The sequence below is a fragment of the Rhizobium sp. 10N414 genome, from assembly GCF_056394785.1.
Map to the genome: position 1 here is coordinate 129017 of NZ_JBFTIN010000006.1, position 19716 is coordinate 148732.

Here is a 19716-nt window from a genome sequence, read left to right on the forward strand (position 1 = left end):
AAATAACCGAGAACCACGACTGATGATCCTAGTGTTCAATAATGCGACCTAGCATTCGATCTTGGACATTTTCTGGTCCGACTATTAACGCGGCGATCGAAGTTGCGCGTTCCCGCTCGGCGTAGTTATTGATGTATCCCTCTAGCAGAATGACAGGACCCAGCATCTTGATCGTGATGGCAGAACTATCCAGATCGGGGTCGGCGGACATTGCCGCTTCAACGGATGCAATAGTCGCAGCCGAACTATGACCGCTTGTGCAATGCTGTTCATGGCTAAAGCTGTCTGATCCGAACTTCATCGTCTTTTCTCCTTCCGGCTCCCTTAAGAAACAGTCGAAGGATCATTAAGTTCGGGCGTTGGACTTAGGTCTGATTGAGAGGCGACGATCCATCGCTTACCTCCATGAGGCTTAGGGTCAGAAAACGCGAGCGTTGTCAGTGAGGCAATGCTCTAGCGTTTGTGGCGGGCCACACTTGGAGTGGTTCGCATTCGCCTACGCAAGTCGAGAGATTCATTTTAGCGGCAATGAAAGGATGACCTGAGTTAAAGAAATCCTAGAGAATATTGTTTTTTATTTCAATATCTTATCTCGAATACTTCCACTGTTAGGAAAGCTACGCAAGCAGGCTTCCATGGCTTAGTGGCGTCGATAGACTGAAGGCTAAATGGCCGGCCGACCCTCAAGCAGGAAGACTAGCCTTCGCTCAGCCGACTTTGATCGCGCAGATCAAGTTTCGCCGATTGTCAATGCCACGCTCCGCCATGCATTAGAGCCGTGAGATCCAGGACAATGTTGTTGTCCATGGCCGAGAAAATGCAGACTAAAACAGGCAGGGCGCTCGACCCTTGCGGGGAGCGCCCTGCCACCCGGACGACCGCAGGCGGCAGAAATCTGCTCGGCAAGGACCATCGAAACGGGTAGTGGGACGTTATTTGGTGTGCGCCTGTTCTATTTCAAGCTCTTCCGTCCGTTCGAGTTCAAAGAAGTAGATTTGGTCTTCGCCTTTGATCGTCATCACTCCCATGATCTTTCTTTCATCGACGCGGCGGAAATAGTCGACAATCGGCTGCTCGTCATAGACCATCGCCGCACTCTCGGCGCCGGCAAACCGCATGATCCTCAGGCAAGCCACCGGACCACTCGCCTGAAAACCGCGGCGCAGATAGGAGAACAGGATCCGCGCCGCTCCCGTGCGTCCGAGCTTGTGGAAACGAAGTGCCAGGCAAACCGGTATCTGTGCTGGATCGATGGCAATCAGGCGCCGCTCTCGCGTCCAAAACAGTAATGCGTCTGCACGCATGTCCGCCCTAAACCGCTTTCCGAACCAGCCAAGATTTTCCAGCACGCCGTCGAGCGGGTGCCCGGCGGGGATGCCGCGCCCCTGCCACAATCCGACGATTTCGATCGGCTCGACCGGCGGCAGGCTTCGGAATTGCTCAAAGGCGGCGGTTTGCCGTTCTTTCATTCGATGACCTGTCCTTGCTTTTACGCTCTTTCGCCAGCCGTCTGGATCTCGCGTCGCGTCGCGCAGGTCGCAACTCCTCCAGCGTCGGCATCCACCAGCCCCGATCGAGCTCACTCTTGTTGGGTGGTGTTCGTGCAGGCCATGTCGTGACCAGTTCTTCAAGTGTGCCTGCGCGCCACGACGCCCAGACATATTCTACGCTTTCAGTTGCGGGAAAGTAGAACGCGCTGACCGTGGGCCGGTCCGCCAACTCGCCGTCAGTGCCGATGAAACAGACGACTCCGACATGCGTCCCGATCGCGCACGCGAAAGGCGGGCCATCATGTGCGGGAACAGGGTATCGGTTCCGCCGGCGCTCCCGTGTCCTCGCCTTGGACAAGCCCTCTTCTTCCGTTCCCTTGATGGCCTCCCGCCGCGCGCGCCTCGCTTCGGGCTCACTGCGCTCGGAAGCCGCTTCGATCGCCGGCCATCGACTGCGGAGGTCCTCGAACGACCGGTAAGGAACAGTCCATAAGCGGCGATCAACGTCCCAGCGTGCATAAGGGATCTCCCGGATCTCCTTGATGACACTTCGTGAATAGGGCGTCCGGATCTGGAACGTCGCCGTCGCGGCTTCGAGATATCGGCTTTCGATCGGATCGAATGCAAACGCGTCCCTGCCCTTTTCGTCAGCGAATGCATCTGCCTCAGCCTCCACTTCGGCGAACCATCGGCTGATACGCCTTTCCGCAGTACGACCGGGCACGAACCAGGCGTTCAGGCTGTCGCTCCACCGCGCACGAGGAAACGCTTCTCGAAACCGCTCCACCGTTATCCGGTCGTGCGGCAGATCAGTCGTTGCACCGACACGCCAAGGCCGGGTGGCCGTGGTTTTTGCTTCTTTGTCCATGTGCCGTGGCCTTAAGACACAACTGGCAACTCATGCTGGCCGTTTTGCTTTTCCGAGACGCTTGATTGCCTCTTCAAGCGGTCGCTCACCATCACAATAATCCTGCCAGGCTGAGCTTTTCGCAAGCTGCACAGGCACCGTTCGAACAGTGAACCGCGCCGGGTCGAGATCGGACGTCTGCTTGTGCCGAGGTCAGCGGCATAGAGATGGTACCGCCTGGTCGCGCCCGCGGCGACAGAGGCGCGCCACGGCCGTCGCCATGCGATCGTTTCGTAGATAGTCAAGAAAGAAATTTTGCCGCTCCGAAGGCTTTTGGTCATCTTGATAAGATGGAGGTCGGGGGGTATCGCGCGCCATCAGCTGGCAGACATCATGCGCAAATCCTTTCGCTTCCGCCAAGGGCCGTGCGCGCCATCAGTAGTAGGGCGAGACACACGCCTGTCGTGGGCCATAATAGGGCTGGAACGTGTTGTCATAACTCCTGTAGGATCGATAACGCGCATAACACCAGCGCGTATGCGCATTGCCACCGTAATACGCTCTGCGATAGTATCGAGGCGCATAATAAGACGGGCCGTAGTAAGACGGGCCGTAGTAACCCGGGTCGTAGTAGTCAGGTGCATAATAGTTCGGCTGCGCTAGCAATCCGCCGATTATTGCGCCTGCCGCGAGACCGCCGAGCGCCCAGCCCCACCCGCCGTCGCCATGATGATGATAGTATCCGCCGTGGTAGTAACCGCCGTGGCCGCCATGATAGTCCACCGGCTGCGCCTGCGGGGAATCGATCTTCGGGGCGACGATGGTGGGGAATGCCATTGCCGGCGGGACGCTCGTCAACGCCGTCGCAAGCGACACGGCAACGAATGCTAGCCTTTTCATCGGCTTCCCTTCCGTCAACTTTGCAGTCAACCATTATACCGCGGAAAGGACGATGTCGCACTTGATTTCCAGTGGGCGGTGAACGGTCCAGAAGGGCTGCCTTTTACCTCACTGCGACTATGATCGCTCAATGCCAGCATGGCCAGAGCCCTGTAATCCAAAGCGGCCCGCGATCGCGAGAGAAGCGCAGGCGTTGCCTAAAAAGAGCTTAGCTTCTCCCCCTCTGGCATGGGAGATTTCGTCCTGTGCAGGATGCTGGGTGTCCGGTTGCGCCCTGTTTGAGCCGCACCTCTCAAAGATACCACGTCGTGACCGTCATCAGGTCAGCTACGTCTTCACCTTCCAGCCGGGACAGCCCAGAGTAACAAACCCGTCGATTTGCAGAATGCCGGCATCGGCATCGACAACGATATATCCTTGTCACCATACGGTAGGCGGGCCAATGACAGACGATCCGTCACCGCAGTTCAATATTGACAGCCTGGGGGCCTTTTCCTCTTTTATCCGGTTCCGTGTCGAATGAGACTTTCTGCCCCTCGCGGATGGTCTGGATCCCAGACGCCTGAAGAGCCGAGATGTGCAGAAACACATCGTTGCCGCCCCCCTCGGGACTGATAAAACCGAACCCCTTGTCTTCGTTGAAGAATTTCACCGTGCCCGTTGCCATTACAACCTCCCGACTAAGAATACGATCAACATGGAACCGACGTGCAGCCTACGCAAGCGGAAATTTGGGCCTCATCTGCTGGTCCAGAGGCTGCTCTCTGCCAGGATATGTCGCCCGACCTATGACTGCCGAAGGCCCTCTCGCCGCTTCATTGTTGTCGACCGATCGGAAGAGGTTTACGTTTGCGACGATATCGGGACGTGACTTACTGTGTTTTGCGTTGTGGACCAGGCGCGGTCTCTCGGCAATCCCCGCGCATCGTTGGCCCACGACGCAGCTTCAGATTGACCGGCGTCTCGTTTCCAGTTGGGAGGCAACTCATGGGTCAGATGATGAAGGCCGCTGTCGTTCGACAGTTCCGCACCCCCCTGGTGATCGAAGATGTGCCGGTGCCATCTCCGCATCCGGGGCAGATACTCGTCAAATACGAGGCGACTGGCGTGTGCCATACCGACCTCCATGCAGCCAATGGGGATTGGCCGGTGAAGCCGAGCCCACCGTTCATACCAGGGCACGAGGGCGTTGGCTATGTCGCGGCAATCGGCGCCGGTGTCACGAGAGTGAAGGAGGGTGACCGTGTTGGCGTGCCCTGGCTTCACAGCGCGTGCGGCTACTGCCCGCAGTGCCGAACCGGTTGGGAAACACTCTGCGCCTCGCAGTCGAACACCGGATACTCCGTTAATGGCACCTTCGCCGAATATGGGCTCGCTGATCCTGAGTTCGTCGGCACACTGCCTGACCATTTGGAGTTCGGCCCCGCTGCCCCGGTTCTTTGCGCGGGCGTCACTGTCTACAAGGGATTGAAAGAGACAGAGGTGCGCCCAGGCGAATGGGTTGCCATTTCGGGCGTGGGAGGCTTGGGTCACATGGCCGTCCAGTATGCCAAGGCGATGGGCATGCATGTCGTCGCCGCCGACATCTTCGAAGAGAAACTGGCTTTGGCAAAACAGCTCGGGGCGGATGTCACGATCAACTGCACGGCTGGCGACGCCGTCGAGCAGGTTCGGAAGGCGACCGATGGCGGTGTACATGGGGCTCTCGTTACGGCGGTCTCCCCCGCCGCCATGGAGCAGGCCTTTGGCTTCCTGCGATCGCGTGGGACGATGGCACTCGTCGGCCTGCCACCGGGGATGATATCGCTGCCTGTGTTCGAAACAGTCCTGAAACGCATAACAGTTCGGGGATCGATCGTCGGTACGCGCCAGGATCTGGAGGAATCGCTCCAATTCGCGGCCGAAGGAAAAGTCACACCTCATTTCTCCTGGGAGGGTCTCGAGAGCATCAATGACATTTTCCACCGTATGGAAGCGGGAAAGATCGACGGCCGCATCGTCATGAGATTGTAACGCTTGTACCAGCCAACCGGCGGTTCCGATTTTGGACAACAGGGTTCGCAAGGCGGCATTGCGATCGGCAATCTTGCAGGCGGGATCCGTCAGTTGCGAAACGACCTTAGGTAGCTCAGAACCGTGCCGCTGCGGGAGGTTTTCACTCCGACAGCCGGTTCGAGGCATAGCAGAGCCAATGACCTTTGACCCACGGAAAGGTATCGCCATGAACAAGGGCTTGTTGTCTGATGCGCGTGACGGACTATCCAGAAGAGATCTTCTGCTGGTGGCGGGAACCGCCGCCGCGACGATCGCCAGTTACAGCAATGGCGCCAAGTCCGCGTCCCAGCCGGATGCATTCTCCATCAAGGACGTGAAACAAGGCGAGGATATTTTTACCTATATCTCAAGAATGAAGGGCGGTTTTGAACTGACCTTATACCAGCAGGTTATCGGTGCTGCCAATGAGTTCAAGGAAGGAGATCAAGCAATCGGCGTTGGCGCCGACAACGATGCGACGCGACGAAATGCACGCATTCTGTTGACGAATACCAAGCTCGCGGACCTCTACGCGAGACCATTGTTTCAGGATGATCTGCAACAACTCATCTGGCAGACCACCGACCAGGCCCAGTACGAAAAGGTCAAGGACTGGACCATGGGCGAATTGAGGGAATTTCTCCTCGCAAAGCCAGAGGACGAGATTAGGGGTGTCATGAATGGCCTGACCAGCGACACCATCGGCTGCGTGCCGAAATTGATGAGCAATGAAGAGCTCATCTCCGTCAGCCGAAAGATCTTTAACGCAATGCCTGGCACCAAGCTTGGCGCGAAGGGATACATGGGCGCACGCATCCAGCCCAATTCACCGACGGACCATCCCGACGACATAATCTGGCAGGTCTTCGACGCATTTTCGTATGCCACGGGCGACATCGTCATCGGCACCAATCCAGTTGACAGTACGGTCAACAGCGTCGCCACTGTCGAACGTGCGCTCAAGGACGTTGTCGACACCTTCAAGCTGCAGGATGTGATCCCGTGGTGCGTCCTCTCGCACATCGATGTCCAGGCCGAAGTAGGCGACAGCTTCCCCAAAACCGTCTCCACGATGTTCCAGAGCCTTGCTGGAACTGACGATTGTAACAAGATCTTCGACATCACGATTGACAAGATCCTGAAATATGCGCGGGCGAAGAAGGGGCAGCGATATGGCCTCTACTTTGAAACCGGACAGGGCTCGGAATTCACCAATGGGGCGGCGAACGGCGTCGACATGATGGTTCTTGAGTCACGAAAATACGGCTTCAGCAGGGCTGTAGGATTGGAGCTTGCCAAGGTGCAGCCCAAGGGCGCCTGGCTTCACGTCAATGATGTCGCCGGTTTTATCGGGCCAGAGGTTTTCAAGAGCCGCGACCAACTCGTGAGATGCTGTCTCGAAGACTTGGTCATGGGCAAGCTCCATGGCCTTACCATCGGTCTGGACATTTGTACGACATTGCACATGACAGTGAGCCTGGATGACCTGGATTGGTGCCAGGATCAGATCATGCCGGCCAATCCCGCTTATCTGATCGCGCTGCCAACGAAGAACGACCCGATGTTGAGCTACCTCACCACATCGTTTCAGGATCACGTGCGCTTGCGCGAAAAGTTCGGCTTTAGGGTCAACGATGCGATTTGGGACTTCTACAAGCGGCTCGGCGTGGTGGGCAAGGACAACCGCTACACGGCGAATTATGGAAATCCCCTTTGGGTGTACTTCCAATATCGCCTGGCCAAGGGCGACAAAAGATCGCGTGAGCAGGTCTATGCGGAAGGCCGGCAGAAGATGCGGGAGATTGAGAAGCGAGGGGTCGACATTGCCACAGGGCATGGAAGGAACAGATGGGATCTCAATCAGACGCTTTCGACCAAGGTCAATGGCTTGTACGAGGATGCGAAGCAGTCCCTCTGGACCGAATTCACGCCCGAGTTTATCGCCGGCATTCCCGATGCCGTTTCAGTGCACACACAGTCCAGGGATCGCAATGACTACATAGCCCATCCCATGAGCGGCGAGATGTTGAACGCGGAAGGATTGCGGGACGTCGAAAGACTGAGAGATGCCTGGGGAGAGGATATCCCTCAAGGTCAGATCGTCATTTCCGACGGACTAAATGCAAAGGCCATCATGGATGATGGACATCTTGCGCCCTATCTCGAGGAGATGCGCCGGCTGCTGGCCACAGCTGGCGTCGCAATGAGCAACAAGAACATTGTTGTTACCAGCGGAAGGGTGAGAGCCGGATACAGGATCGGCGAGGTACTTTTCGCAAGGGCAAATCCCAACAGCTTCCGAGGGATTCTTCACATCATCGGCGAACGGCCAGGGACGATGCACCACGCCTATTCGGTGTACATTACTGTCGCCAAGGGCAAACGATGGTCCGAAAAGGATATCGATCACGACATCACCAGGCTTGTCAGCAACGTCGCGGACACGGCCCTGCCGCCCAACGAAGCCGCCAGAGAAACACTGACCATCATCAGGGAAATCGTCGGACGGAATGTAAACGGCAGCCGTCGCTACGGGGAATAGAAAGGCGGTGTACGGGTGCTCCTCTCCCCGTTATCAGGGCCGCAGGTCCAGACCCGATCAATCGATCCTCCGGCCCACGCGCACCAGGTGTTCGTCCGGATCGGACACTGCGAATTCGAACATGCCCCATGGCTGCTTGACTGGTGGATAAAGAAGCCTGCCTTTTAGCCGGGCCGCCAGTTCTTCGACATCGTCGGCGTAGAAGTAGATGCCGAACGGGCTCTTGCCGGGAACGAGCCAGTCCTCGGCCGCCTTCGTCAGGTGGATTTCGGCGCCTCCGTCGTCCGTCAATATCACGTAATCGCCGTAGTCCTCAGAATCCGGATCGCGACGGAAGCCCAGCAGGCCGTAAAACTCTTCGCTCGCAGCGAGATTGTTGCAAGGTATAACGGCGACGACCCTTCGCTTCTCGGACATAGATAGGCTCCAGCTTGTTGCGACCGATATCCGAATAGCACCCGGAGGCCCTTTTGGGAAAAGCTCGAAGCCAGCTCCAATGGGCGGCAATGGACATAAGCGCGCCGACTGCCATTTTATGGATCGGTTCGCCAATTTCCCCCGGTGAACCAAATCAGGACGTGCGCGAAACAAAGGACGGTCACAGGATACCATCCCACGCGGCGCCTTAGACCACCAGAGCTTCGCCTCTCCACCGCCTCTCTGGCACGCAGAGTGTAACCAGACTTTACTTCACCAGGTTGCGCGCAATCTGCACAAGCGCACCGTCACTGGCATCCGACGTCTCTGTTTGATTACCAGCCTCAAGCCAGCAGACGTTCATAACTGCCAGAATATCCTCATCCGATTGATCCACACCAGCCGCGTCAAAGTCTCTTCGGATGATGGCAAGGATATCGTTGCGGTTGACGTCAACCGCCCCTCGGGCAAGCTCATCCGAGTATGCTTTGGCATTTTCTTCGGCAAGCGCCAGTTTTTCCGCCGCCCACATGCCAACCAGCTTGTTGCGCCTCACCATTCTCATCACATCTATCCGAAGGCTAGCCATCGAAAACCCTCCGTTGCGTGTCTGCCTGCATCATATCCTTGTCTGCGATCCCGACAAAGACGATGAATGGAACTGGCCCTTGAATAATACGCTGCGTGCTCGGCGAACTTTATCTGGACGCAGCGCCAGCTGAAGGCTGGAATGGCGGCTTTTTTCGTTGCCGTTTCTTTGATGTCCAAACGCTCTCCTCGCCCCGCTTGTGCTCAGGCGGGGCCCTTTTGCATGACCAACCTGATCCGATGCCAGAGGTTTTGATTACACTCGCGATCACCATCGCCGCGTATCGTTATACCGATGGCCCGAAGCCACAACAGCCCTCCCTGGGTCGGCGGTGCGGATGACTATCTAAGCCTGATCCATCAGCGTTTCTGCCTGAACAGGAGTGCGTAATCCGCACACTGTGAACCCGTGGCAGCCTAACGCAAACAATTGTCTTCGGGCAGCAAGATTTCGACCGGTCGAAAACGGTACTGGTTTTGCGCGGAGACGAAGTAATTGAGTGTCAATGCACACGGCAATGCGACCGGAGGGCTGGGATCTGGTTGCATTGCCGGTCGTACTGCGGCCGGATGGGTGCTTCCGTTCAATCAAAGTGCAAATTGCAAAAGTGCCCCCGTGCAGAACGGCTGACGGTCGAGGATGCGGCCAATGTGATGCCCCGAGGAGACCGGGAAGTCTCGCCATCGCGCCCGCCCGCAAAAACGCCTCTGGAGGAGGAACTGATGTCAGTGAGAACGCTGCGGGAAGAATTCGAGCACCTGTCGCGCTTCGTGTGGGTGTCGTGGAACAACAGCGGTCGCGAGCAGGCTCTGCTCGTGGCCCGCAGCTTCGCCGCCGACTTCCCCTCGGTCGGCACGGCCGAAGACTTCATGCGCCGCGCCGAAGCAATGCGACAGGAGCCCGGCAGGCTGACCCAAAGCTCGACGCAACCGCCCTCCACGCTGTCCGCCATCTGCGCGAAAGCAACGGAATAGCTGGGCCATTGCGCAAGCAGATCAGATGGCGACGTCGGCGCCATGCGACGAACGGCACGTCACAAGGGCCGACTGGCATGTCGCACGTATGTCACCGGGATGAATGAGCCTGACGGGAACGAGACGTGCGGTCCGAGTTTGCGTATAAAAAGAAGAGCATCATGCTGTTGCTTCGACTGTCGGGATTTGGACAGGAGCGCGCCGAAATTCAAGCGGGCTCTTGCCTGTCCAACGGCGGCAAGCGTGACTGAAGGAGCTCGGATGGTGAAACCCCAACAACCAGGCAATCTGGGACGCCTGAAGATCGTCTTCGAGGTAACGCATCGCAAGCTCACGGCGCATTTGATCCAGGACCTCACTGAAGCTTAGGCCCTCGGCCGCCAATTTACGAGCAAATGTCCTCTCGCTCAAACCAAGTCGTTTTGCAACGGTTCCTATGGACGCCTCGGCATGCGGCAACAGAGGCGCAATATTGTTTTCCACGATCGTTCGGAACCGGCTGGTATTGGCCATGCGGGTTGTCATCGCCTCGTCGCACATCTTCAGTATCAGTTCGTTGAGAAATGGGTCGTCTCCAACGACCGGGAGCTCCAACGTTCCGGCGTTGAAAATGATTTCATCCGTTTCTGCTCCGAATTCAACCTCACATCCAAATACTCGCCGGATATAGGTCAGGTCGCCAGTTCTATGATGAACAAATCTCACCTTGTGCGGCGAAAGATCCCGTCCGACGAGTTTGCGGCAGAGGCGCACAAGGGCAAATAACAGCAACTCCATGTTGTGCTGGTCGCGATGCCTCTGCACCCCCGTGTAGGAGACTTCGACAGAACATGCGGGCTTCTCCTTAAGCCGCACGACGAGTGCCTCGTTTCCAAGGCGGACATATCTTCCAAGGCGCGTGAAAGCGTCATTCAGATCGTGTGACGAGGCCATCACGTAGTAAAGCATCCCCATTTCACGCAAGTCGCATTCCTTGGCCAAGGCAAGACCCATCCAAGCATTCTTCGAAACATGCGCGACCAACTGCAGGAAATGCATTTGCGCGGTGACATGAATTCGCCGGCGCTCTGCGATCGCTGCGCTTGAAAGGCCAGACCGCGACAGCAAAGGCGCAACCTCAATCCCAGCACGTTCCAGATGCTGAACTGCCAGGCGCGTGGCCAGTCCCCATGAAGTTGGTCCATTGATCAGGTTTTGAATGTCAGGTTCGCGTTGCCCGGCCATGAGCGGTGTCCCCCCCGAAGCTGTAATGCTACCATTGTTTGTTCTTGTTCGCAAACTTCAACCGGTGGCATTTCCGTTTTCTCGCACCTGAGAAATGTGGCAGCTGCCCGCAAATTAATGTCACCAGATCACAAGCCGAACGCTTCTCAACGCAATATAACCGCCGACAACGGGTAAATGTCGATCGCACGATTGAAACGCCGCCTCACAGTCGAGGGGTACCGGTTTCGTGCGCTGCTCGTGGGTTGGATTGATAGATGCATCTGGCAGTCCATCAGTTTTCCCGGCGGACCAGGTGGGGGGTATGGTCGCCGCCGGGATGTCGCCGCCGCTCGTGTCGTCATCGCAGCGTCCACGGTGGGGCGTTCTGGGAGGAACGCGCAGACCGAGTGGCGGCGGCTCCGAAGCACCCCCAATCGACCGCGAAGCGCCCGACAGCATCCATTTTCGTCCGCAAACAAACGGCAAAGTGCGATTACGCGACCGCCTGCGCACTAGTAATTTCAACGAGCGACCCGCACATGAAAGCTGCTTCTTCCGAAGCCAGGAAGGCAACCCGCGCCGCGACCTCATGAGGATGAGCACGGGCAGATGCTAGAGGCGATCCGTGAGCGCAACGTCGAACTTGCCGATGAGCTTGCGCATGCGCACACCCGTCAGTTCCAGCAGAATTTCATCAACTTCATGCGCGAGAACCACACGACCGACGTGGCACTGGGGCCACTCAAAGCTGCTGAGTGATCACGACGATCTCAAGCATGGCGGCTATGGGACCGGGTCATAATATGACGCATCCGCCGGCATCATGTGTTCGCAGCCCGCAAGCCCAGGAGCTTGTCAGCACCGCCCCTACGTCATGGCGTGACCTGTTTGCCATAGAGCCTGCTTGCCCGCAGCAGACGCTGCGAATACGGATGCTCGACCGCACCTTGCCGCAAGCGCTCGATCTCGACTTGTTCAACAATTTCGCCAGCTTCCATGATTGCGACCCTGCTGCACATGTGGGAGACGACGGCCAGGTCATGGCTGACGAGCAGATAGGTCAGGCCGCGATCTCTCCGCAGATCGTCCAGAAGATTGAGAATTTCCGCCTGGACCGAGACATCAAGCGCCGAGGTCGGCTCGTCGAGAAGCAGAACGGCCGGGTCAAGAACCAAGGCGCGGGCAATCGCAACACGCTGGCGTTGCCCACCAGAGAGCTGATGTGGGAATCTGTAGCTGAGTGACGGGTCGAGCCCAACCGAGCGGAGAACTGCATCGACATCAATCGAATTGGTAGCAAGCCCCTGATTACGGAGCGGCTCCTTGATCTGCGAGCGGATCGTCATGCGGGGATGGAGTGATCCGTAAGGATCCTGAAACACCATCTGGACGCGCCGGAAAAATGGCCGGTCGCGCCGGCGGTCCAGCGTTTCGCCGTCCAGTCTGATCCGTCCCTCGTATTGCGGATTGAGGCCGGACATGGCGCGTAGAACGGTTGATTTTCCACAGCCAGATTCGCCAACGAGCCCAAACGCGGCGCCCTTTCCAACAGCAAGGCTGAGATTTTTGACGACCGGCCTTAGGCTGGCGCCGAAGCGGACTGTGAGGTTGCTGATTTCAATCACTGCGGCAACTCCAGCACGTTGTCATTTAACCAGGCCGGGTCACGCTTCAGGATCGGCAAGCGGGTGGGCGGATTGTCGATCGAGGGCAGAGATGCAAGCAGACCCTGCGTATAAGGATGTTTTGCGGATTCCAGTTCGCGGGCCTTGAGGACCTCGACGACCCTGCCGGCATACATGATAAGGACACGGTCGCAGAAATTTCGAACGAGGTTCAAATCGTGGCTGATGAAAATCAGACCGAGGTTACGGCGCGCAACGAGCTCATCCAGCAATGCCAGGATTTCAAGCCGCACCGTGACATCAAGCGCCGAGGTTGGCTCGTCTGCGATTAAAACCTCGGGCTCGGCAATCAGCATCATGGCGATCATCACGCGCTGGCCCATGCCGCCCGATATTTCGTGCGGATAGAGGCGAGCCACCTTTTCAACATCTCGGATCTTGACCGCATCCAGCATCGCGAGCATCTGCTCGAAGGCCTGTTTCGCCGTGGCTTTGGGATAGTGAAAGCGATAGGTTTCGGCGATCTGCTCGCCCACCCGCATGACCGGGTTCAACGAATATTTCGGGTCCTGCAAGATCAACCCGATCCGCCGTCCTCTGATCGTCATCATCGCGCGCTCGTCGGCCTTGAGCAGATCCACGCCTTGAAAGGTCATCTGCTGAGCGCTGACGATTGCGGTCGGTGGCAACAGTTTCATTATCGCGCGACCAACCGTGGACTTTCCCGATCCGGACTCACCAACGATGCCGAGTTTTTCCTGTGCGAGTGAAAAGGTGACGCCGCGCACGGCCCTCACTGTTCCGTGCCCGAAGGCGATCTCGAGATTGCGAATATCGATAAGTGGCGCACTCATTGCGAACCCCTCGGATCAAGAACGTCGCGAAGCGCGTCGCCGACGAGGTTGAACGCAAGGCTGACGAGGGCGATTGCAATGCCGGGTGCTGCAATGACCCATGGGCTGTCGAGCATGAATTCGCGGCCGGTCGCTGCCATCGCCCCCCACTCGGGCCAGGGGGGCTGCGCGCCAAGGCCAAGAAAGCCGAGGCCGGCTGCCGTAATGATGATGCCCGCCATATTCAGTGTCACGCGCACAATGACGGAGGGTATGCACATCGGCAGGATGTGACGGGTGATGATCGTTGCAGGCGTTGCTCCCTGGAGCCGCACGGCGGCGATGAAGTCGGCCTTTCGCAGGCTGAGCGTTTCTGCGCGCGCAAGGCGTGCAATCGGTGGCCAGGCCGTGAGCGAGATCGCGATGATGGCATTGGTAATGCCCGGACCAAGTGCTGCCGCAAACCCGAGCGCCAGCACCAACCCCGGAAATGACAGGAAGATGTCGGTGATGCGCATCAGCACTTCATCGACAATTCCGCCGAAATAGCCCGAGCAGGTACCGATTAAAAGTCCCATTGGAGCGACGATGACGGAGACGAGAATAATGATATAGAGCGTCGTGCGGGCGCCGTAGACAATACGGGCGAAGACATCCCGGCCGAAATTGTCGGTCCCGAGCCAGTGCTCCGCGGATGGTGGCGAAAGGCGTCCGGCCATGTCCTGGACGATCGGATCGTAAGCCGTCAGGAGTGGCGCGGCGAGCGCAACAAGGATCAAAAGGACAATGATTGCCAACCCTGCCAGGCCGAGCGGGTGAAGGCGAAACTTCAGCCAGCCCTGATGGAATTGCTGCGCGCTCGATTGAAACCAGCCCTGGGGTTCGGGCGCGCGCAGCCATTTGCGAAAGCGGCTGCCGTCGATGCGGTCGGCTTGTTCTGTGGACATCGTCATCGGCGTCACCGTGTTCGCGGATCAAGGATGCGGTAAAGCACATCCGAAAGGATGTTGATCGTCAGGAAGACGGCGCCGATTGTCAGCACTGCTCCCATCACGACGTTCATGTCATTCATCTGAAGCCCACGCGTCAGATACTGGCCAAGTCCCGGCCATCCGAAAACGGTCTCTATGAGCACTGCGCCTTCCAGAAGGCCCCCGAAAGTCAACGCCATGATCGTCAACAGCTGCACGCGAATGTTCCTGAAGGCGTGGCGCCAGACGACCTTGCGGCGCCCGAGCCCCTTTGCCCTGGCCGTGACGATGTATTCCTGACTGAGCTGCTCGAGCATGAAGCTGCGCGACATGCGGCTGATATAGGCCACGGAATAGTAGCCAAGGATGGCGCCCGGAAGGATGATGTGACCAAGCGCACTCTGGAACACGTCCCACTGCCCCTCGACCGCAGAGTCGATCAAAAGAAAGCCGGTTATAGGTGTGACGAGCCCCTCATAGAATACGTCGACGCGTCCCGATGCGCCGACAAGCTGAAGCTTTGCATAAAAGACGAAAAGCGCCATCAGGCCGGTCCAGAAGATCGGAATGGAATGACCGGCCAGCGCAACGATCCGTGCAACGTGATCAATGACGGTGCCGCGCCTGACGGCAGCGGTGATGCCGAGTGGTACACCGACGAGCGCTCCGACGATCATGGCGATGACTGCAAGCTCGATTGTCGCAGGAAAGATCGCCAATAGGTCGGTGAGGATCGGCTGTCCGGTCGTTGCCGATGTTCCAAGGTCGCCTGTCGCGACCCTTCCGACATAGCTCAGGAATTGCACGAGGATCGGCTGCCCTAGTCCCAGCTCGTTGTAGACACGATCATAGACCTCCTTGCTGACCTCCGGCCCGGTGATGGCAAGCACCGGGTCGGCGGGAAGCAACCGCCCCATCGAAAAGGTAAGAAAGAGCAGGCCGAGCAGCGTGGTCACGATCGCCACCACGCGCCCTGCCAATCGTCTTAGAATGATTGCGAGTGGATGCGGCGCGACATAGGCCACTTCTTCTTCGCTAAAAGTGCTGTCGGACTTTCGCTTGGATACTAGATCGGCATTCGCCACGACCCCTTACTCCTTGGTTACGTCGTGCCAGCGCGTCGACCAGGTCGTGTGGCCGTGGTAACCCTTGACTGCGGCACGCATGACATAAGGGTCCGTCCGCTGGAAGAAGATGACGAGCGGGGCATCCATTCCGGAATAAACGCTATCCATCTTCTTGAAGATTTCCGTGCGTTTGCCGGTGTCGCGTTCCTTCATCGACTGATCGACGAGCGTGTTAAGTTCGTCCACCTTCATTCCGGCCCGCCATAGATAGTAACTCCCTAGACGTGCCTCATCGCTGTTGTCGGGATTGTAGGCGTACTGGGTGGCAACAGCGAAGGGGTCGGGAAGACGGGCTCCCGAGTTTCCGAGCAGGACTTCGTATTTCCGCTCCCTGAACGCTGGCGTGAATTCGCCAGGCACGAGATCAAGGTCAAGTCCGGCGACGCGCGCACTCGCCTGCAGCGCCTCGGCAAACGGCAAGGTTGCCGCTCCGGACGGATTGAGGACCTTCTTCAATCCATTGGGATACCCTGCCTCTGCAAGCAGTTGCTTGGCTTTGGCGGGATCGTAGTCATAGCGGGACGCCGCTTCATCGGGAGCGCCAATCATCCCGCGCGGGATCATCGACTGCCACGGGAAGCCCGTGTAGCGCATGATATTGCCGGAAATCGCCTTCCAGTCGAACGCATGTTGGAAGGCCTCGCGAACCTTGGGCTTTTGAAGATCCGGATCTTTCTGATTGAGGGCAATGTAGTAGAAGCCGAGGCCCGGAACGTTGTCGATCACCATCTCCTTGTTGTTGGACAAGGCATCGAGATCGCCGCTTGCCAGATATTGCCCGACATCGACGTCACCTGCTTCAAGCTGCAGTCTGAGATTGCCGGATTCGGGAATATGACGTGCAACAACTCGCGCCATGGCCGGGGCACCACCCCAATAGGCCTTCTGCGCGTTGAAGATCGCAACATCGTTTGGACGCCATTGAGCAAGCGCAAACGGCCCGCTTCCCGCCGAGTTGGCCGACAGCCAAGCGCCCCCAAGGTCGCCGTTCGCCTCGTGCGACAGTGCCGTCTTCTTGTCGACGATGCCGATCGACGATCCGGCAAGGGAATAGAGTACCAGATCCGTATTGACGGGTCGTGGAAGTTCAATCTCGAGCGTGCGTTCGTCCTTGGCTCGTACAAGCTTCTCGACGTTGTCAGGCGTAAAGCCCCATAGCGCGATATCGGTCGAACCGACCTGACCCATCTTGATGACGCGTTGGATCGACCAGGCAGCATCTTCTGCCGTGACAGGATTGCCACTTTGGAAGACAGCGTCGTCGCGCAACGTCAGGCTGATGACCTTGGCGTCGTCCGACACGCTCCATTTCGTCGCGAGCATCGGCTTCAACGTTTTCAGATCGTCCGGCGACAACTGCACGAGATTATCGTAGAGGTTGGAGATCAGTTCGGAGACTGTCCGCGCATTGTTCTGCGCCGGATCAAGCGTTCTGATGCCGGTCAAATTGGTACCGATCACCAGCATGTTCGGCGGGGATGCCGCAAGTGAAGGTTGCGCGACAATCAATGCGCTGGCCATTGCGGCCGTTGCCAACAGGTTCCTCAGCATTTCAAGACCTCCCAATCTTGGGGCGTCAAATCGCCCTGGCTTAATAGATGAATGTCGAACTCAGCCCGCCGCCCTCGCGTCGACCGGCGCTTCATGCCGCTGGATGTCGCCGGCAGCCTCCCACGCGCGAAGCAGGCGAAACAGTTCTTCACGATCGCTCTCGTCGAGCATCGGCAATCCCGGCACGCGAACCGGACCGACGTTCAGGCCGGAATGGGTTACCGCCTCCTTGACGACCGTCACATTCGCACCGTTGCGGTATTTCGTGCGCATGCGTTCGAACGGCTCGAGCTTGTTGAGGATGGCGCGAGCACCGTCGTAATCACCGCTGGCAAGCGCTTCGTGCACTGCAAGCGAGAGCTTTGGCGCAACGTTGACGAGTCCGGAGGTAAAGCCCCGTGCGCCGGCGGCGGTAAACGACAGAGCCCAGCTTTCAGCGAGGCCGCAGACAAAGAGGGCGCCTGCGGGATCGGAGGCTGAAATCGCCCGCGAAAGCAGCATTAGATCCGGTGTCGCGAACTTGATGCCGGCGATGTTTTCATGGCGGGCAAGGCGAACCATGTCTTCGACATTAAAACCGTCGGCTCGCACATAGGCGATCATTGGCAGGGGCGAAGCATCCGCCAACTTGCAGAAATAGTCGATCTGCGCCGATGGTGCCGCAAAGGGATCGACGGGCTGATGCGCCATGACGGCAGATGCGCCGATCGCAGCTGCGTCCCTTGCCATTCGGACTGCCTCGCGCAGTGATCTGCCGATCGCGGCCGTCACCGGCGCCTTGCCATCGACACCTGTGACCGCAGCCTCGTGTACGCTGCGGATCTCCTCCACGGTCAAGGCATAGAACTCGCCGGTGTTTCCAGCCGCGACGATGTTGTGGATGCCAGCCATCGCCACCCGGCGATAAATGATTGCAGTCGAACGGGGTTCGACCTCACCGTTTTTGTCATAGGCCGTTACGGGAACGCCGGACACGCCCGTCAGGGCCTGGCGCATGGTTGCGATGCTCATCTTCTCTCCCCTACCTGTCGATCAATTCGCGAAGCGGATAGGCGCCAGGCGCTCGCCATCAACATCAAGAGCAATGGCGGTACCGGCCTCGAAACAGCCACTCCGGTCAGTCGGCTCATCAATCGACTCCCTGGAACATTCGAGCGCGTGCGTTCAGGATGTGGCGCTTCATCGCGTCGTGGGCCTCGGCTTCGTTCCGCGCAAGGATCGCCGCCACGATCACCGCGTGCTCATCCTGGACGCTGCGTATCTGCGCAGGCGTGCGCTTGAGACTAAGACTTCGCGTTACGGAATGACCGACAGCAAAATGTGGCCTGAACCACTCGCGGACCGTGATGTGGAACTGGTTTCCGGTGGCAATGGCGATCGCGTCATGCAGCGCCTCATCCTCATCGGCTCCAAGCTCGCCATCGCGCAAGCATTCCTCGATTGCCTGCAGTGCGGCCATGATCCGCTCCTTGTCCTCCGGCTGCCAGTTGCGGGCGGCAAGCTCGGCTGCCTCCGCTTCAAGACCTGCGCGAAATTCGAAGAAGCGCTGAACGTCGGCGAGCGATCCGACCGGCACCATCTTCAGCATCGATGAGTCCGGCCGCTGTCGGACATAGGAGCCGGAACCCTTGCGTGAGACGACTAGGCCATCGGTCCTCAATCGTTCAAGTGCTTCGCGCACGACCGGCCTCGAAGCACCGAACATGGCGGCAAGCTTCGATTCCGGCGGCAACCGTTCGTTCACCGGAAAGTTTCCGTCTGCGATCATCCCGACGATCTTCTCGTAGATGATGTCGCTGAAGCGGGTTGCACCCTTGCTAGGCTCCATGGCGGCGGAAAGTTTCGTCATCGTCCCTTGTCTTTCCTCCAGACCGCAAATTCCGCAGCGGTGCCCTCGTTGGGCGGATAGAGACCAAATATCCCCTGCCCGGCGCGCACCCGTTCCTCGACAAAATCCTCGAAAACGGTTTGCTCGAAAGCCTCGTTGGCGACCTCTTCTGCCATCGCAGCCGGGATGACGACCACGCCTTCATTGTCGCCAACCATGAGATCGCCCGGATAGACGGGCACATCACCGCAGCCAATCGGTTGATTGATATCGAGGGCATGGTGGCGCACCAGGTTCGTCGGCGCCGAGGGTGCTGCGTGATAGGCTGCAAACGGCAGGGAGGCAATGTCTGGCGTGTCGCGAAAACCCCCATCGGTAACAACGCCTGCCGCACCGCGCTTGAAGAGACGCGTAATCAGGATTCCACCGGCAGAAGCGGCCGAATGATCCTTGCGGCTATCGATAACAAGCACGGCGCCTTGCGGGCATTCTTCGATGGCGCGGCGCTGCGGGTGATTCAAATCGCCAAAGACGCCGAGATGATCGATGTCTTCCCGCGCAGGAATGTAGCGCAGCGTGAAGGCAGGCCCGACCAGGCGAGGCGCTTGCGGATTGATCTTGTGAATGCCGCGGATGAAGACATTCCTCAAGCCGCGCTTCATCAACACCGTCGTCAGCGTTGCGGTCGAGACCGCTCCCAATTTGGTTCGCACAGCATCTGACAGATTCATATCCTCATGCCTTCCTGGGCGGTCGTTTAGAGATGACAGCGGGCGTTTCCT

The 19716-nt window shown here is 58.2% G+C and carries 20 protein-coding genes and 2 pseudogenes; 4 read left to right on the forward strand and 18 right to left on the reverse strand.

Going from position 1 to position 19716, the window contains the following annotated elements:
* Window positions 1–28: 28 nt before the first annotated feature.
* The 6 genes from AC1DE4_RS08730 to AC1DE4_RS08755 all read right to left on the reverse strand — a co-directional run bounded on the left by AC1DE4_RS08730 (window position 29) and on the right by AC1DE4_RS08755 (window position 3904).
* Window positions 29–301, reverse strand: coding sequence for a BON domain-containing protein (locus AC1DE4_RS08730; protein WP_062375180.1), 273 nt, complete (start codon window positions 299–301; stop codon window positions 29–31).
* Window positions 302–932: 631 nt separating this feature from the next.
* On the reverse strand, window positions 933–1469 hold the full coding sequence (locus tag AC1DE4_RS08735; RefSeq protein WP_477881012.1) for a DUF4334 domain-containing protein: 537 nt from the start codon (window positions 1467–1469) through the stop codon (window positions 933–935).
* Window positions 1441–2358 (reverse strand): hypothetical protein, encoded by a 918-nt coding sequence (locus AC1DE4_RS08740; protein ID WP_477881014.1) that lies wholly within the window; start codon window positions 2356–2358, stop codon window positions 1441–1443. Before AC1DE4_RS08740 ends, AC1DE4_RS08735 begins: the two co-directional genes overlap by 29 nt.
* Before the next feature lie 192 nt (window positions 2359–2550).
* A complete protein-coding gene (gene ligD, locus AC1DE4_RS08745) occupies window positions 2551–2757 on the reverse strand; it encodes a non-homologous end-joining DNA ligase LigD (protein ID WP_409564063.1) in 207 nt (68 codons plus the stop codon).
* Between the two features lie 15 nt (window positions 2758–2772).
* Window positions 2773–3237: a BA14K family protein gene (locus AC1DE4_RS08750; RefSeq protein WP_192240463.1), complete on the reverse strand. Its 465-nt coding sequence runs from the start codon at window positions 3235–3237 to the stop codon at window positions 2773–2775.
* Window positions 3238–3694: 457 nt separating this feature from the next.
* Window positions 3695–3904 carry a cold-shock protein gene (locus tag AC1DE4_RS08755; RefSeq protein WP_477881017.1) on the reverse strand — a complete coding sequence of 70 codons (210 nt, stop codon included), beginning with the start codon at window positions 3902–3904 and terminating at the stop codon, window positions 3695–3697.
* A 320-nt stretch (window positions 3905–4224) separates the two neighbouring features.
* On the opposite strand from AC1DE4_RS08755, the gene adhP reads away from it, so the two are divergent.
* Both adhP and eutB read left to right on the forward strand, forming a co-directional pair.
* Entirely contained in the window at window positions 4225–5250 is a 1026-nt protein-coding gene (gene adhP / locus AC1DE4_RS08760) for an alcohol dehydrogenase AdhP (protein ID WP_477881019.1), read from the forward strand.
* A 208-nt stretch (window positions 5251–5458) separates the two neighbouring features.
* The gene (gene eutB / locus AC1DE4_RS08765) at window positions 5459–7813 is read left to right on the forward strand and encodes an ethanolamine ammonia-lyase subunit EutB (protein WP_477881092.1); all 2355 of its coding nucleotides are present in this window, start codon (window positions 5459–5461) and stop codon (window positions 7811–7813) included.
* Window positions 7814–7870: 57 nt separating this feature from the next.
* Here eutB and AC1DE4_RS08770 read toward each other — a convergent pair whose 3' ends face one another.
* Window positions 7871–8230, reverse strand: coding sequence for a VOC family protein (locus tag AC1DE4_RS08770; RefSeq protein ID WP_477881021.1), 360 nt, complete (start codon window positions 8228–8230; stop codon window positions 7871–7873).
* Between the two features lie 268 nt (window positions 8231–8498).
* Window positions 8499–8819 carry an ATPase inhibitor subunit zeta gene (locus AC1DE4_RS08775; RefSeq protein WP_246779212.1) on the reverse strand — a complete coding sequence of 107 codons (321 nt, stop codon included), beginning with the start codon at window positions 8817–8819 and terminating at the stop codon, window positions 8499–8501.
* Window positions 8820–9541: 722 nt separating this feature from the next.
* On the opposite strand from AC1DE4_RS08775, the gene AC1DE4_RS08780 reads away from it, so the two are divergent.
* On the forward strand, window positions 9542–9793 hold the full coding sequence (locus AC1DE4_RS08780) for a hypothetical protein (RefSeq protein ID WP_477881024.1): 252 nt from the start codon (window positions 9542–9544) through the stop codon (window positions 9791–9793).
* Between the two features lie 159 nt (window positions 9794–9952).
* On the opposite strand, the gene AC1DE4_RS08785 is transcribed toward AC1DE4_RS08780, so the two are convergent.
* Together AC1DE4_RS08785 and AC1DE4_RS08790 are read right to left on the reverse strand one after the other, a co-directional pair.
* Window positions 9953–11017, reverse strand: coding sequence for an AraC family transcriptional regulator (locus tag AC1DE4_RS08785; RefSeq protein WP_113470372.1), 1065 nt, complete (start codon window positions 11015–11017; stop codon window positions 9953–9955).
* A gap of 475 nt (window positions 11018–11492) precedes the next feature.
* A pseudogene (locus AC1DE4_RS08790) lies at window positions 11493–11594 on the reverse strand (short-chain dehydrogenase); the annotation flags it as partial.
* Between AC1DE4_RS08790 and AC1DE4_RS08795 the strand changes: the two are divergent.
* Window positions 11594–11758: pseudogene (locus AC1DE4_RS08795) on the forward strand (GntR family transcriptional regulator); the annotation flags it as partial. The pseudogenes AC1DE4_RS08790 and AC1DE4_RS08795 sit on opposite strands and share 1 nt — an antisense overlap.
* 113 nt (window positions 11759–11871) lie before the next feature.
* Here the strand turns inward: AC1DE4_RS08795 and AC1DE4_RS08800 are convergent.
* The 8 genes from AC1DE4_RS08800 to AC1DE4_RS08835 all read right to left on the reverse strand — a co-directional run bounded on the left by AC1DE4_RS08800 (window position 11872) and on the right by AC1DE4_RS08835 (window position 19665).
* Entirely contained in the window at window positions 11872–12624 is a 753-nt protein-coding gene (locus AC1DE4_RS08800) for an ABC transporter ATP-binding protein (RefSeq protein ID WP_477881026.1), read from the reverse strand.
* Window positions 12621–13478 carry an ABC transporter ATP-binding protein gene (locus AC1DE4_RS08805; protein ID WP_477881028.1) on the reverse strand — a complete coding sequence of 286 codons (858 nt, stop codon included), beginning with the start codon at window positions 13476–13478 and terminating at the stop codon, window positions 12621–12623. The genes AC1DE4_RS08800 and AC1DE4_RS08805 overlap by 4 nt, the downstream gene beginning before the upstream one ends.
* Window positions 13475–14410, reverse strand: a complete 936-nt coding sequence (locus AC1DE4_RS08810; protein ID WP_169680717.1) for an ABC transporter permease — start codon at window positions 14408–14410, stop codon at window positions 13475–13477. Before AC1DE4_RS08810 ends, AC1DE4_RS08805 begins: the two co-directional genes overlap by 4 nt.
* Before the next feature lie 5 nt (window positions 14411–14415).
* Window positions 14416–15513, reverse strand: a complete 1098-nt coding sequence (locus tag AC1DE4_RS08815; RefSeq protein ID WP_477881031.1) for an ABC transporter permease — start codon at window positions 15511–15513, stop codon at window positions 14416–14418.
* Between the two features lie 6 nt (window positions 15514–15519).
* Complete coding sequence (locus AC1DE4_RS08820) at window positions 15520–17106, reverse strand: ABC transporter substrate-binding protein (RefSeq protein WP_477881033.1); 1587 nt, start codon at window positions 17104–17106, stop codon at window positions 15520–15522.
* Window positions 17107–17166: 60 nt separating this feature from the next.
* Window positions 17167–18117, reverse strand: coding sequence for a dihydrodipicolinate synthase family protein (locus tag AC1DE4_RS08825; protein WP_169680714.1), 951 nt, complete (start codon window positions 18115–18117; stop codon window positions 17167–17169).
* Between the two features lie 118 nt (window positions 18118–18235).
* Entirely contained in the window at window positions 18236–18955 is a 720-nt protein-coding gene (locus AC1DE4_RS08830; protein ID WP_192304645.1) for a FadR/GntR family transcriptional regulator, read from the reverse strand.
* Window positions 18952–19665, reverse strand: a complete 714-nt coding sequence (locus tag AC1DE4_RS08835; protein ID WP_477881036.1) for a ribonuclease activity regulator RraA — start codon at window positions 19663–19665, stop codon at window positions 18952–18954. The genes AC1DE4_RS08830 and AC1DE4_RS08835 overlap by 4 nt, the downstream gene beginning before the upstream one ends.
* Window positions 19666–19716 lie beyond the last annotated feature (51 nt).

Coding starts and splice junctions, on each gene's coding strand:
- AC1DE4_RS08785 (WP_113470372.1), bottom strand. CDS start 11,017: ATGGCCGGGCAACGCGAACCTGACATTCAAAACCTGATCAATGGACCA.
- AC1DE4_RS08835 (WP_477881036.1), bottom strand. CDS start 19,665: ATGAATCTGTCAGATGCTGTGCGAACCAAATTGGGAGCGGTCTCGACC.
- eutB (WP_477881092.1), top strand. CDS start 5,459: ATGAACAAGGGCTTGTTGTCTGATGCGCGTGACGGACTATCCAGAAGA.
- AC1DE4_RS08805 (WP_477881028.1), bottom strand. CDS start 13,478: ATGAGTGCGCCACTTATCGATATTCGCAATCTCGAGATCGCCTTCGGG.
- AC1DE4_RS08820 (WP_477881033.1), bottom strand. CDS start 17,106: ATGCTGAGGAACCTGTTGGCAACGGCCGCAATGGCCAGCGCATTGATT.
- AC1DE4_RS08740 (WP_477881014.1), bottom strand. CDS start 2,358: ATGGACAAAGAAGCAAAAACCACGGCCACCCGGCCTTGGCGTGTCGGT.
- AC1DE4_RS08770 (WP_477881021.1), bottom strand. CDS start 8,230: ATGTCCGAGAAGCGAAGGGTCGTCGCCGTTATACCTTGCAACAATCTC.
- AC1DE4_RS08775 (WP_246779212.1), bottom strand. CDS start 8,819: ATGGCTAGCCTTCGGATAGATGTGATGAGAATGGTGAGGCGCAACAAG.
- AC1DE4_RS08750 (WP_192240463.1), bottom strand. CDS start 3,237: ATGAAAAGGCTAGCATTCGTTGCCGTGTCGCTTGCGACGGCGTTGACG.
- adhP (WP_477881019.1), top strand. CDS start 4,225: ATGGGTCAGATGATGAAGGCCGCTGTCGTTCGACAGTTCCGCACCCCC.
- AC1DE4_RS08735 (WP_477881012.1), bottom strand. CDS start 1,469: ATGAAAGAACGGCAAACCGCCGCCTTTGAGCAATTCCGAAGCCTGCCG.
- AC1DE4_RS08830 (WP_192304645.1), bottom strand. CDS start 18,955: ATGACGAAACTTTCCGCCGCCATGGAGCCTAGCAAGGGTGCAACCCGC.
- AC1DE4_RS08810 (WP_169680717.1), bottom strand. CDS start 14,410: ATGACGATGTCCACAGAACAAGCCGACCGCATCGACGGCAGCCGCTTT.
- AC1DE4_RS08780 (WP_477881024.1), top strand. CDS start 9,542: ATGTCAGTGAGAACGCTGCGGGAAGAATTCGAGCACCTGTCGCGCTTC.
- AC1DE4_RS08825 (WP_169680714.1), bottom strand. CDS start 18,117: ATGAGCATCGCAACCATGCGCCAGGCCCTGACGGGCGTGTCCGGCGTT.
- AC1DE4_RS08755 (WP_477881017.1), bottom strand. CDS start 3,904: ATGGCAACGGGCACGGTGAAATTCTTCAACGAAGACAAGGGGTTCGGT.
- AC1DE4_RS08730 (WP_062375180.1), bottom strand. CDS start 301: ATGAAGTTCGGATCAGACAGCTTTAGCCATGAACAGCATTGCACAAGC.